Source organism: Paraburkholderia sp. (assembly GCF_024281035.1).
GTDB lineage: Bacteria > Pseudomonadota > Gammaproteobacteria > Burkholderiales > Burkholderiaceae > Paraburkholderia.
On sequence record NZ_JAMXLH010000029.1, the window covers coordinates 117,678 to 131,204 of the forward strand.

The window sequence follows — 13,527 nt, forward strand, 5'->3', positions numbered from 1 at the left end:
GCAATCTATGGCAGATGTCCAGAAAACCGTGCTGATTCGCCATTCGGCGGAACAGATGTTCGACCTCGTCACCGATGTCGACGATTACCCCAATTTCCTGCCGTGGTGCGGTGGCGTAGAAGTCCACCAGCGGGACGAGAACGGTATGGAGGCGAAGATCCATATCAATTTCAAGGGCATCAAGCAGCATTTCGCCACGCGCAATACGCAAAAGCGCCCCGAGCGCATCGATATGGACTTCGCCGACGGTCCGTTCCGCAAGTTCACGGGCTACTGGCGCTTCACGCCGCTGCGCGCGGACGCCTGCAAGATCGAGTTCGCGCTGCATTACGAGTTTGCTAACGTCATCCTCGAGAAGATCATCGGGCCGGTGTTCCATCACATCGCGAACACCTTCGTCGACACCTTCGTGAAGCGCGCCGACCAGCGCTACGGCAAGCCATGAGCGCGAAAATCGCCGTCGACGTCTGCTACGCGCTGCCTGATGCGCAGACGCTCATCGCGGTCGAACTGCCGCCCGGTGCGACCGTACGGCAGGCCATCGACGCGAGCGGCATCGCCGCGCGCCATCCGGAGATCGATCTCGCGACGCTCAAGGTCGGGATCTACGGCAAGCTCAAGCCGCTCGACGCCACGCTCGCCGACCACGACCGCGTGGAGATCTATCGTCCGCTGATCGTCGATCCGAAGGCCGCGCGGCAGCGCCGCGTGGACAAGACCCGCAAGGCGGGCTCCGTGGAAGGGCGCAAGTGGCTGCACAAGGATTCACGCTGAAGCGCTGAACCCGCGAAAATTCGCGCAAATTCACGAACAGAACGGATCGCAACGGCGCAAGCGCAGTTGCGGTCCGTTCTGCTTTATGGCCTCCGCGCTTGCATGCGCGGTTATGCCGCGTTCCCGTGGCGTTCGCTGTGGCCGCCGCTGTGAGCCTCGCCGTGGTGACCTTCGGCCGGGACGATGCCGTCGCCGTGCGCGGTTTCCTCCGGTCCGCCCGCATGCTGCCGCACCGACCAGCTCACGCCCGCGACGAGCAGCACGATGGCCGCGATTTCGAGCCCGCGAGGCAGACGGTGGTCGTAGATGAAGCCGTAGAGCAGGGCGAACAGCGTCTCGAATACGATCATCTGCCCCGAGAGCGTGAGCGGCAGCCGTTTGGCGGCGGCGTTCCAGAGCCCGTTGCCGAGCCACGATGCGCCAATCGCGAGGACGAGGTTCAGTTGCCAGAATGACGTCCAGCGCGAGGCTGAGACGCTCGCCTGCACCGTGCCCGACGGCATGGCGAGAATCACGAGCCACAGCAGGCCGCCGAGCGCGCCCGTCACCACACCCCACAGCACCGACCACTCGTTGCCGCTGAAATGCGCGTTGCGATGCAGATAACGGGCGTTCTCGACGGCAAACCACGTCCAGCAGACCAGTGCACCAACTGCGCAGCCGAGGCCCGCGATCTTCGTGAGCGTGCTTGCGTGAAGGCCGTCGCTGGCGCCTGCCGTGAACACGTCGACGTTGATGCAGACGATGCCCGCGGCGATCATCGCAAGCGGCCAGGCGAGGCGCGCAAGCGGCACCGCGCCGTGATCGCGCCGCCCGAGCAGGGTTACCGTGACGGGCAACACGCCGACGATCAGCGAAGCGGGTGCGATGCCGACCATGTGGATCGCGCTCGCGAGAAAGAGGTAATAGAGCAGGTTGCCCATCAGCGCGAGCTTGACGAGCGCGACGAGATCCCGGCGCGTGAGGCGCGGCCAGACGCGCCGCAGCATGGGCACGAGCGCGGCGAGGGAGACGAGGCCGTACATGACGTAGCGGCCCGCGCTCAGAAGCAGCGGCGAGAAATCGGCCAACTGGCGGGGCACGACGAACACGGTTCCCCACAATGCACCGGCGAGAACGCCGTAGAACACACCACGCCGCATCTTCGAAAACTCCGGATCGATCAGATTGAGATTGGCTTCGAGCTTAGCCCGTGCGCCGCGCATCAGTCTTGTTCAATCCTGCAGCGTGGGGGTTTCCGCTTCCACGCCTCGGGCGATGCAAAGGGCCGGATGGGTGCGCCCGCACGTGCGCATCCCCGGCCCCGGAAATTTTCCTGAAATCGTCGCTAACCTACTGTTGATACTGATGATTTCCAGGGCGCTATCCCGTATAATCTGCTTTTGCGCCTATAGGATTTGCCATGCGTCTGATCCAGAAAGCACTCACGTTCGATGACGTGCTCCTCGTTCCCGCCTTCTCCGACGTTCTTCCGCGCGACACCAGCCTCAAGACCCGGCTGACCCGCAATATCTCCCTGAACATTCCGCTCGTCTCGGCCGCGATGGATACGGTCACCGAAGGCCGTCTGGCAATCGCGATGGCGCAGCAGGGCGGCGTCGGCATCGTCCACAAGAACCTCACGCCCGCCGAGCAGGCGCGCGAAGTCGCGAAGGTGAAGCGTTTCGAATCCGGCGTCCTGCGCGATCCGATCACGATTCCGCCGCAAATGCGCGTGCGCGACGTGATCGCCCTGTCGCAGCAGCATGGCATTTCGGGCTTCCCGGTGGTCGAAGGCGCCCAGCTCATCGGCATCGTCACGAACCGCGACCTGCGCTTCGAAACGCGCCTGGATGAGCCCGTGCGCTCGATCATGACGCCGCGCGAGCGTCTCGTCACCGTCAAGGAAGGCACGCCGCTCGCCGAAGCCAAGGCGCTCATGCACAGCCACCGCCTCGAGCGCGTGCTGGTCGTCAACGACGCGTTCGAACTGCGCGGCCTGATGACCGTGAAAGACATCACCAAGCAGACCGAGCACCCGGCCGCCTGCAAGGACGAGCACGGCAAGCTGCGCGCGGGCGCGGCGGTCGGCGTGGGTCCCGACAACGAAGAGCGCGTCGAGCTGCTGGTCCAGGCCGGCGTGGACGTGATCGTCGTCGACACGGCGCACGGCCATAGCAAGGGCGTGCTCGAGCGCGTCCGCTGGGTCAAGCAGAACTTCCCGCACGTCGAAGTGATCGGCGGCAACATCGCCACCGCCGACGCTGCGCGTGCACTCGTCGAGTACGGCGCGGACGGCGTGAAGGTCGGCATCGGCCCGGGCTCGATCTGCACGACGCGTATCGTCGCGGGCGTGGGCGTGCCGCAGATCAGCGCGATCGCGAACGTCTCGGACGCGCTGAAGGGCACGGGTGTTCCGGTCATCGCCGACGGCGGCGTGCGCTACTCGGGCGACGTCTCGAAGGCGCTCGCAGCCGGCGCGAACGCCGTGATGATGGGCAGCATGTTCGCGGGTACTGAAGAATCGCCCGGCGACGTGTTCCTGTATCAGGGCCGCCAGTACAAGTCGTACCGCGGCATGGGTTCGGTGGGCGCGATGAAGGACGGCGCCGCGGACCGCTACTTCCAGGACAACTCGGCGAACATCGACAAGCTCGTGCCGGAAGGTATCGAAGGACGCGTTGCCTACAAGGGCTCCGTCAACGCGATCCTGTTCCAGCTGATCGGCGGCGTGCGCGCTTCGATGGGCTACTGCGGTTGCAGCACGATCGACGAAATGCACGAGAAGGCCGGATTCGTCGAGATCACGTCGGCGGGCATGCGCGAATCGCACGTGCACGATGTTCAGATCACGAAGGAAGCGCCCAACTATCACGTGGACTAATCGCCCATGAAGCTGCTGCTGCGCGTTGTACTGATTGTCGATGCGTTGATGCTGCTGGGCTTCGGAGCGCTGTTCCTGCTGACTCCGTGGACCTCGCTGTACGACGCGCTGCAACTGGTGCAACCGCAGCCGGCATTTGTCGGGCAGGTGCTCGGCGTGACGCTGCTGGGTTTGTCGTGGCTCGCGGTGCGAGCCGCTTTCGACGGTGCGATGACGGTGCCGGTCGGGCGCGTGGCCGGTCACATCAACTGGATCAGCGGCGTGCTGATGCTGGTCTGGTTGATCGGGCTGCACAAGCCGCAGTTGACGGCCTTCGGCCAGTTGATTGCTGGCGGCGTGGGCGCCTGGCTGATCGTAATCGGGTTCGGCGCCGTGAGGCTTGCCGGTGCGGTCCGGCGGCGCGAGAAAGCACGAGCGCAGGCACAACCGCAGGCACAGACGGCAGAAGCCACGGCGACGTGGCGCGGCGCAAAGAGCGAGCCGCGGCGGGAATCGGTTACTTATGCGGAGCCGGTTTTCTCGGGCGCGGAGCCCGCTGGCGGCGGCGCACAGGCTCAGGAGGCGCGACCGCAGCCTGCGGCGGGGGACGCTGCGCAGCGCACTACGCTGTCCGCCGAGGAGGCCCGTCTGGCGGCCCGCGACGAGGCGGCCGATGCACCGAGGCCACCGCTGCATGGCTGAGCCGCGCCAGCACACGGCAGCCTTGCGTCCGAACTGTGGCGCACCAAAAATCACGACGAAGAGCACCACACAAAACCGCATTCAGAATTCACGCCGTGCAGCTTGCGCGGCGTTCCGTATCCGTTCTTTCTTAGGTCTAGTCCGCAGCCATGCACGACAAAATCCTGATTCTCGACTTCGGTTCGCAAGTCACCCAGCTCATCGCGCGACGCGTGCGCGAGGCGCACGTCTTCTCGGAAGTCCACCCGTACGATGTGGATGAAGCATTCATCCGCGAATTCGCACCGAAAGGGATCATCCTCTCGGGCGGCCCGAACTCGGTCACGACTTCCGACACGCCGCGCGCGCCGCAGGTCGTGTTCGAACTCGGCGTACCGGTGCTCGGCATTTGCTACGGCATGCAGATGATGGCCGAGCAACTCGGCGGCAAGGTCGATGTCGGCCACGTGCGCGAATTCGGCTACGCCGAAGTGCGTGCGCGTAACCACACGAGCCTGCTCGAAGGCATTTCGGACTTCGAGACGTCTGAAGGCCACGGCATGCTCAAGGTCTGGATGAGCCACGGCGACAAGGTCACGGAAATGCCTGAAGGCTTCAAGCTGATGGCATCGACCGAATCGTGCCCGATCGCGGCGATGGCCGACGAGGCGCGCCACTTCTACGGCCTGCAATGGCACCCGGAAGTCACGCACACCCTGAAGGGCCGCGCGATGATCGAACGCTTCGTGCTTGGCATTTGCAAGGCGAAGGCCGACTGGGAAATGGGGCATTACATCGACGAAGCCGTCGAGTCGATCCGCAAGCAGGTCGGCGACGAGCACGTCATTCTGGGTCTTTCGGGCGGCGTGGATTCGTCGGTGGCGGCAGCGCTTCTGCATCGCGCGATCGGCGACCAGCTGACCTGCGTGTTTGTCGATCACGGTCTGCTGCGTCTGAATGAAGCCGAACAGGTCATGGCGACCTTCGCCGAGAACCTCGGCGTGAAGGTGATCCACGTCGATGCGAGCGAGGCGTTCCTCTCGAAGCTCGCGGGCGTGACCGATCCCGAAGCGAAGCGCAAGATCATCGGCGCGGAATTCGTCGAAGTGTTCCAGGCCGAAGCGGGCAAGCTTACCGACGCGAGGTGGCTCGCCCAGGGCACCATCTATCCGGACGTGATCGAATCGGCGGGCAAGGGCAAGAAGGCCACGCATACGATCAAGAGCCACCACAACGTCGGCGGCCTGCCGGAGACGCTGAACCTCAAGCTGCTCGAGCCGTTGCGCGAACTCTTCAAGGACGAAGTGCGCGAGCTGGGCGTGAAGCTCGGCCTGCCGCCCGCGATGGTGTATCGCCATCCGTTCCCGGGCCCGGGCCTCGGCGTGCGGATTCTCGGCGAAGTGAAGCGTGAGTTCGCCGATCTGCTGCGCCGCGCCGATGCGATCTTCATCGAGTCGCTGCGCAACACCATCGACCGTGAAACCGGCAAGTCGTGGTACGACCTCACGAGCCAGGCGTTTGCGGTGTTCCTGCCGGTGAAGAGCGTCGGCGTGATGGGCGACGGCCGCACCTATGAGTATGTCGTTGCGCTGCGCGCCGTGCAGACGCAGGACTTCATGACGGCGCACTGGGCGCATCTGCCGCATGATTTGCTCGGGTACGTGTCGAACCGGATCATCAATGAAGTGCGCGGGATTAATCGTGTCGTGTACGACATTTCGGGGAAACCGCCCGCGACGATTGAGTGGGAGTAGGGGGTTTAATTAATTTACTTTAAAATCAATGACTTGCGATGGCCGATAAGCAACGTGCGCTCGATGCTAAATGGGAAGGCGCGGCTCCGTAAGTCCTTGGGAAATAAAGAGTTTTTAAGGTGCATCTCCATCTGCGGGGAGTTTGGCAATCTTAAATTGACGGTATTCCGGACGGTATACAAGAGCAGCGTGTGCGGTGGCTCGCTTAATACCGTCAGGAGTGTCGACGGTATCTGTGACGGTACCGGGCGGTGGCTGCAGACGTTTTTTGTCTGCTTGCGGATCGCAGCGCGAAACCCTGATCGGGTAGGGTTCCGATCAGGGGCGTCGCGCGCTCACCGCGACCCGATCCGTAGTCATTCAGTAGGGTTGTCCGAAAAAATTCTACAAATTTAGGACACATTGCGCGTATGGGTTGACCTTCGTCCGAAGAAAATATACAAATATCGGACAAGGTGTGACTATGAATGACCTGAAAACCCAGATTATTAGCCACATAGAGGCATCTGACACAGGCCGTGTGTGGGTGCCTGCCGATTTTTCCAATCTTGGCAGCCGCGACGCCGTGGATAAGGCGTTACAGCGCCTCGTTGCCGCTGGCCGGCTGCGCCGGATCGACCGTGGGTTGTACGATCGACCCAAAATTAACAGCCTTACCAAGAAAGCCACCGCTCCGGACTATCGGGCGGTCATCGATGCAATTGCGCGCCGGGACCAATTGCGCCTTATGGTTGACGGCATGACTGCTGCAAACGATCTAGGTTTGACGGACGCAGTACCGGCTATGGTCACGATCCATACGGATGCGCGTCGCCGATCCATCCAACTTGATAAGCTCACCATCCACTTCAAGCTAACTGCACCGAGTCGCCTGTATTGGGCCGGTCGTCCGGCGATGCGGGTAGTGCAGGCGTTGTACTGGTTGAAGGACATGTTGCCGTCGGACAGACCTCGCGTTCTCAAGCGGTTGACCGCGCTTCTGGCTGACCCCGCGCAAGGAGACGTCATTCGCCAAGACCTGCTCATTGGTTTCAGCAAGTTACCGGCATGGATGCAGGAATTCATTCGGAAACTCCCCGGCTGTGACCCATCGATCGGTGGACTGCTGGCGGATGAGAAACGCATGCATCAGCAGGAGTCCGTAGCCGGGAAGCGTAAGTCTACGGGCAAGGTGCGGCCATGAACCAGAATTTCGACAAGATCATTCAAGCTGAGAACGACGAGCGGCGCGATCTGTTTTTGACAGCGGCCGCCCGAATGGGGACGGCAGTCCAGAACGTCGAAAAGGATTTCTGGGTGTGCTGGACCCTGGACGTGCTGTTTAACGGCTTACCGAATGACGGCCCCCGCCTCCTGTTCAAGGGAGGCACGTCACTATCCAAAGCGTTCGGACTCATTTCGCGTTTCTCCGAGGACATTGATATCACGGTGTTCCGGGAAGACATTGGCGAGCCTGCGGAGGTGGAGGACCTGGACGCCCTGAGTGGCAAAAAACGCCGCGCCAGATTGGATCGCATTCGTGATGCCTGTCAGCACTACATAGCTGAAGAGATGGCTGTGCGTTTCCGAGAAATCGCTGAAACGATGATTCCCGCAAGTCAATTTCGCGTCGAGTTCGATGCCGATGACCCGGATCGTCAGACACTGCTGTTCTGGTACCCCGTCGTGACTGCTGATCCAAAGGACTACATCCGTTCGGCCGTAAAGATCGAAGCAGGCGCCAAGTCGGCGTTGGATCCACACGAAGTAGCCACAGTCAAGCCTTACATCGCGGACGATCTGCCAGATTTGGACCTTGCCGTGCGGAATGTCACTACGGTCAAGCCTGAACGTACCTTCTGGGACAAGATCATCATCCTGCACGGCCTGCGACAATGGCACGACCGAAGGGGCGAGCTACGGCACGGCGGGCAGCGCGTTTCACGGCACTACTACGATATCTACCTGTTGCTAAAACACCCGGACGCGGCGGCGTGGCAGGCAAATCATCGTTTGGCGGAGGACTGCGCGAAGCACGCCAGACTTTTCTTTGGTAGCGCGGATCTCGGCCTTGACGCAGCCACTCATGGCAATTTCACATTGGCGCGTTCGGATGGTATGCACGACGCGCTGGTCCGAGATTATGCTGCGATGGGCGGCATGATTTTCAAGGGGTTGCCTCCGATTGATGATGTCCTGAAAGCAGTCGCGACATTGGAGGGGAACTTGAACACTCACGAGCCGGACTCTGCGTAAGCCGGATGCGAGGGGCAGCAGGTGGGTTTAATTTTTTGTCACCCGCCCGAAGCTTCCAAGAGACGCCGCCGGTGGTCGATCTTTCCGTCGCCTCGGCACTGATCGATGCATCACAGCTGGCCTCTCGGCGATGCATCACAGCTGGCCTCTCGGCGTTGAATTGCAGGCTGTGACAGCCGAACACGATTTCAACTTCGCCTGCTGAGTCGGTATCGGCTTCCTCGAATCTGAAAATGTGCCGCAGTGTGCCGGAATCGGTTGTGAGTCGATGTAGTATCGGATGACTGCTTTTGGGGAAATTTCTCGTCTCATATAACAAACCGAGGGCAATTTGAAGAATCGCTCACATCCAGGCAGGCCGGAAATCCGCTGAAGCGGTACAAGGCCTTGTGTCCTTTGAACTTCAATGCTGCTGACTCGCATCTAAATGAATACCGCTGTGATTGCTAGCGACTCATCGGACGATCAAGAATCCAGCTCCTTCGAGGCATACTTTCGCGATTCGGCATTCGCGATCGAATCGCCGATAGCTTGGGCGCTGTCTCAACGGCTCGAAACTCTTGACGCGCTACGCGGCTTGATTTCAGGTAGTCAGGCTGTTGCGCGTCTGCGGCTGTGGGTATTCCTGGAACTCGCTGGCCAGCCACAGGGCCGTCTACAACGGGACGATCTGACCCAACTGTTCCACGTGCTCAAATCCGATGCGCTCGACATGGTGCTGAAACGCCTGCGCGAGCTTGGCCTGCTAGTTTGGGACGCGACAGATCAAGACTACCATCTCTCGTCACTTGCCCAACAGGTGCATGCGCTCCTCGCACCGCTCACACGCGCGGCAACTGAGGGCGACGAGATGGCGACGTTGCTTGCGCAGGTCGCTGGAGCGCAAGCGCTGGGTCTCTCGGATGCCAGCCAAATCAAGCATCTGCATGCCCAGCTCGCACGTCTACATGACGAGTTCGCCGATGCTATCGCGAGCGGCTCAGAGGCGCGCCTGCGCGATGCTCGTCCCCGCTTTGAAAGGGCGCTGACATTGGTCGAGCGTGCCGGCGAGGCACTTACGGCCTTGATCCGAAGTGATTACGATGATCCGCGTCTAGAACGAGAGGCGCGGACCCTAGGCCACGGTCAGGCACGACTATTATCGATGGCTAGCCAGCTCACGCGCGCGCTGCAGCAGGCAGATCGCCAGCGGGTTACGCTGGGCAGCACGGGTGTTACCAGTTCTGACGTGCGTCTGTGGCTCCAATCGCATCCTGCGCTGTACGAGTTGCTAGGAGATGCGCTATCAACCGGCGTACGGCCCGTATTCGTGAGCGGGCACGACTTGCTGGACGTGGCCGAAGGCGAGTTCGAACGCGAGCGGCCGGATCCGCAGCGCTCAGCGGGGCTACCACCCGCAGCTCATGCAAAGCCGGGGGAGCTGGAAGCGTTGCGTATGCCGGTAGAACTTGCGATGCTGATCGCTCAGTTATCAGACTGGTCTGTTGTGCCCGCCGGCGAGCCACCTTTGCAACGGCGAGTCGGCGAGGTCGTGCTTGGTGGGCGATTTGCGCAAGCATCCTATCGGATGCAGCTGTTGCCTCTGCTGGGCGATGTTCAAGCGCGTGGCCTTCAGGGCCAAACGGGAGATTTCGCGCGCCTGCCTTGGCGGGCGGCACTGTTGCCTGTCCTGGACGAAGTAGACGATCCCCACGTTGCCGCCCTGAGCGCTGGCCACCTCCAACCTGAAAAGCTACCCGACCAAGATGAACGATTCTCTTGATGATGCCGCGCTGCTTGCGGCCGAGCTGCTAGCTCGCCGCTGGTTGCCGCGCCAGCACCCGCGCGTACGCCACGCCTTGATCGACGCCGACGTTTGGCAGTCCGTACAGGAGCGACTGGGGCAGGTCGGTTTGTATTTGATTGACAACATTCATGCGGACTACGTCAGTGTCGCTCTTTTGCGCGGAGCCGAAACGTTGGTTTTTGGAGAGGCGGGCTTAGACGCCAACAACAACGTGGACTTGCCGCGTGACGCTGTCTCACTGTTGGTCGTGCTGTGGTCGTTGATTGTATTGCCTAAGCGTGAGCGTCAGGCCGCCCGCGCGGCTAGCGCCGACGGCGAGACTCAAGCCGAGATGTTCGCGAGCGATCGCCCGATGCCGAGTGCGGTTTCCGTGAGTCCCCTTGTTTCCTACAAGGCTTTGCTGACTGACTTCGGTACACAATTGGGCAAGAAGACCCGCATGGATGCGAACCTGAAGCGACTGGAAACGCACGGGTTCATTACTCGCCGCGGTGATGACATTGCTGAAGGACCGTTGCTGGATTTGTTGCTCAACTATGATGCGCTGGCGCCACGCATCCTCGATGGTGCGCTTAGCGACGTGCTAGCGCGCACGCATTCAGAGAGTGCAACGGAAAGTGATTCCACGGAGGTTCGAGGCTGATGTTTCACTTGCAAACTCTCGAGCTACTTCAATGGGACTATTGTCAGCGGATCACACTGCCGCTTGATGGCTCAATCATCACCGTGGCGGGTCCCAATGGCTCCGGCAAGACAACGCTGCTCGACGCGATGCGCACCTTGCTCGGTCTAGAGTGCTCGGGCGGCCGCAACTACAAGACGTATGCGCGTCATGCGAACGCCGACACGACTTGGCTTCGTGCCACAGTAGACAACCGATCACGTAGCCGCCAGAGTTCGAGTCGGCCGTTTGCGCGCAACCTCCTGTATTCGGATCAGGTAACGCTCGCCTGCCGCATTGAACGCAACGGTGGCGATTGGCAGCGACGCTATTTGATGGTCGACGGGGATGCGCCGATCGAAGTTCTGGTCGAAAAGCCAGACAAAGACTGGCTAGGCGTCGAGCACTGGCGTAAGCGCTTGGAGGGGGCAGGTTTGTCCCGAGCCATCGCACGCGTGTTAGCGCTCGAGCAGGGCCAGACTGATCGGCTTTGCGAGTACTCACCGAAGGAATTACTGCGCTTGGTCTTCGATGTTTTTGGCGACCAGGAAGTGCTCGATCGCTACGAAGAAGCCCGCAAGCACCAGCGCGAGCTGGCGACTGAAGTAGAGACTGCCGAACGGGAGCTAGCTCACAGCCAGGCTCAGTTCGCTCAGCTGGAAGGTCGCGTTAATCTCTACCGCCAGTATCAAGCCAAGTTGCGCGAACGAGAGTTCTTGGCGACGGAAGTGATTCCAGTGCTGACGTGGTATGAGGAGCGGCAAGATGCGGCCACCAAGTTACGTGAACTGCATCGCCAACGCCTGCATCAGGCCCAGCTGAAGCGTCAGCGGGCCGCGGACAGCGCGATGCTGCTTCAACTGCTGGAACAGAAGAGTATAGCTGCCGAACGTGTGCGGCAATTCGAGGCCGAAAGAGATGCCGCACTGGCATTGCAGCGGCAAGCGCGCGACGTCGAACGACCGGTGGAGGATCTCGTCAAGCACGCTGAGGAGTTGCAAGCTCTCGCCGCAGTAGAAACCAATGCGGCCGACCTCGCTGAGCACCTGAGAGCCTTGGAACAACGCAAGGCCGAACTGGGCGAGCAATGGCGCTCGGTCAAGGCAGAGCGCGACAGCGCCCAGGAGGGACTGGATCGCTTGCAGGCTCGGCGGCAGGCTCCACGGCCGAAGGAAGTTGATAACTTCCTGAAGCTGTTGCGTAGCGAAAACGTTGCTCACCACGTGATGGCTGATGTCGTCGAGATTATTGACGAGCACTGGCGAAATGCAGCAGAAGGCGTGTTGAGCGGAGCGCGCTGGGTGGTGGTGCTGGATGACGCGGATAGTGAGGCACGGGCGATGGCGTTCGCGGAACGCGAGCGCTATCGACACTACATTGTGTCCGAATCCGCCGAAGCGCCTGTACGACCGGCCCCAGAGAGTTTGCTCGCAGTGTTGCGATTTTCGGCACCTGCTCCAGTATGGTTACTGAAACAACTCGCGCAGATCCGTCGCGTGGACAGTACGGACGAGGGACTAGAGCAGAAGGGGGAGTGGATAACGCAGGCCGCTTACTGGCGTGATGCCCGCGGAGGACGCAGTGTATGGGTGGACCCGGGCGAGTACCAGTTCGGTGCCCAGGCGCTCGCTTCTCGAAAGGAAGCTATCGAGCGACGTCTGGTGCAATTGGATCGTCAGCTAACGGGAATAGCGTGCGACCAACAAGATGTACAGAGGCAACACACTGCGGCTGTCGAGGCCAGTAAGGGGCATCGCGCGGCTGAAGAACTGGCGCGGCGAGGTGAGGAATTCGAACGGGCGCGTCAACAACTGCCGGCACTGAGGGCTGCGCGCATTACGGCTGGTGACGAATGGCAGAGGCTTGACCGCGAATACGTGTCGGCGGGTAAGGGGCGCGACGACGCAGGTAGGGCATACAAGGAGACACAGGAGCGGCTTGTTGCAACCGAGCGCGACGCGGAGAAGTACGAGCGTGAGTGGCGTGAGCGCTTCGATATGCAGACCGCTCGCGCCGCCAGCTCACGCGAACAGAAACGGCGGTTCCCAGCGCGGTGGATCACGCGTGAGAAGCTCGTCGATCTGCGCGAACGGTTCGAGAACGCCAGGCAGGCGCAATTGCGCAGCGATGCAGTTGAGAAAGACCTGCAACAGGGGCAATGGGAAACGGACGCCACTGTTGAGGAGAAACATACGCTAATGCAGGCCACGGTGGGCGGGCAACTGGCACAGCTAGAAGAGCGTAAGGCCAGCAACGCTGCTGCGTCTATTGCGGTCAATAACGCGCGCGAGCGTTACATCGACGTACTGCGCGCTACCGTTCGCCGTTACCGTAAGAACATCGTGGATTTGGGCGTCCTTGCGGGTGTCGAAGTCAATGCCGATCTGCCGCACCTGGACAACGACGACACCGTGTTGCGTCAAGCCGAACTCAAGGTCAGCTTCAATTTCGACGGCAAGGGCCAGATTGGGTTGAATGACGGCGAAGCATCCGGCGGTCAGCAGGTGATTAAGTCGCTGATCTTGCTGGTGGGTTTGCTCAAGGATGACGAGATGTCTGGTGGTTTCGTCTTCATCGACGAACCTTTCGCTCACCTGGACGTACGAAACATCCAACTGGTTGGTCATTTCCTGAAATCCACCAGAGCTCAGTACGTTCTGACCACACCAATAACGCACAACGTCGAGGTGTTCGAACCTGCGGACATCACACTAGTCACATCCAAGAAGCCTCGCGACTCGCGCTGGGCACCGCCTATTGGAGTGCTGCAGCGACGGGGCGAGACAATCTGAAC

At 61.1% G+C, this 13,527-nt stretch carries 11 protein-coding genes; 10 read left to right on the forward strand and 1 reads right to left on the reverse strand.

Annotated features, from left to right (window positions below; all coding sequences use genetic code 11):
- The first annotated feature begins 7 nt into the window (after positions 1–7).
- Both Q0L30_RS09615 and Q0L30_RS09620 read left to right on the forward strand, forming a co-directional pair.
- Positions 8–445, forward strand: coding sequence for a type II toxin-antitoxin system RatA family toxin (locus Q0L30_RS09615; protein ID WP_296654360.1), 438 nt, complete (start codon positions 8–10; stop codon positions 443–445).
- Positions 442–774, forward strand: coding sequence for an RnfH family protein (locus Q0L30_RS09620; protein ID WP_296654362.1), 333 nt, complete (start codon positions 442–444; stop codon positions 772–774). Before Q0L30_RS09615 ends, Q0L30_RS09620 begins: the two co-directional genes overlap by 4 nt.
- Before the next feature lie 110 nt (positions 775–884).
- On the opposite strand, the gene Q0L30_RS09625 is transcribed toward Q0L30_RS09620, so the two are convergent.
- Complete coding sequence (locus Q0L30_RS09625; protein WP_296654743.1) at positions 885–1,916, reverse strand: DMT family transporter; 1,032 nt, start codon at positions 1,914–1,916, stop codon at positions 885–887.
- Between the two features lie 260 nt (positions 1,917–2,176).
- On the opposite strand from Q0L30_RS09625, the gene guaB reads away from it, so the two are divergent.
- From guaB to Q0L30_RS09665, 8 genes are all read left to right on the forward strand, one after another.
- A complete protein-coding gene (guaB, locus tag Q0L30_RS09630) occupies positions 2,177–3,637 on the forward strand; it encodes an IMP dehydrogenase (protein ID WP_293035509.1) in 1,461 nt (486 codons plus the stop codon).
- Between the two features lie 6 nt (positions 3,638–3,643).
- The gene (locus tag Q0L30_RS09635; protein WP_296654364.1) at positions 3,644–4,318 is read left to right on the forward strand and encodes a hypothetical protein; all 675 of its coding nucleotides are present in this window, start codon (positions 3,644–3,646) and stop codon (positions 4,316–4,318) included.
- Between the two features lie 149 nt (positions 4,319–4,467).
- Positions 4,468–6,051: a glutamine-hydrolyzing GMP synthase gene (gene guaA / locus Q0L30_RS09640; RefSeq protein ID WP_296654366.1), complete on the forward strand. Its 1,584-nt coding sequence runs from the start codon at positions 4,468–4,470 to the stop codon at positions 6,049–6,051.
- A 463-nt stretch (positions 6,052–6,514) separates the two neighbouring features.
- The gene (locus tag Q0L30_RS09645) at positions 6,515–7,234 is read left to right on the forward strand and encodes a DUF6088 family protein (protein WP_296654368.1); all 720 of its coding nucleotides are present in this window, start codon (positions 6,515–6,517) and stop codon (positions 7,232–7,234) included.
- Positions 7,231–8,286 (forward strand): nucleotidyl transferase AbiEii/AbiGii toxin family protein, encoded by a 1,056-nt coding sequence (locus tag Q0L30_RS09650; protein WP_296654369.1) that lies wholly within the window; start codon positions 7,231–7,233, stop codon positions 8,284–8,286. Before Q0L30_RS09645 ends, Q0L30_RS09650 begins: the two co-directional genes overlap by 4 nt.
- A gap of 427 nt (positions 8,287–8,713) precedes the next feature.
- Positions 8,714–10,048 carry a hypothetical protein gene (locus Q0L30_RS09655; RefSeq protein WP_296654372.1) on the forward strand — a complete coding sequence of 445 codons (1,335 nt, stop codon included), beginning with the start codon at positions 8,714–8,716 and terminating at the stop codon, positions 10,046–10,048.
- The gene (locus Q0L30_RS09660) at positions 10,032–10,715 is read left to right on the forward strand and encodes a hypothetical protein (RefSeq protein ID WP_296654374.1); all 684 of its coding nucleotides are present in this window, start codon (positions 10,032–10,034) and stop codon (positions 10,713–10,715) included. Before Q0L30_RS09655 ends, Q0L30_RS09660 begins: the two co-directional genes overlap by 17 nt.
- Entirely contained in the window at positions 10,715–13,525 is a 2,811-nt protein-coding gene (locus Q0L30_RS09665) for an ATP-binding protein (protein ID WP_296654375.1), read from the forward strand. Before Q0L30_RS09660 ends, Q0L30_RS09665 begins: the two co-directional genes overlap by 1 nt.
- Positions 13,526–13,527 lie beyond the last annotated feature (2 nt).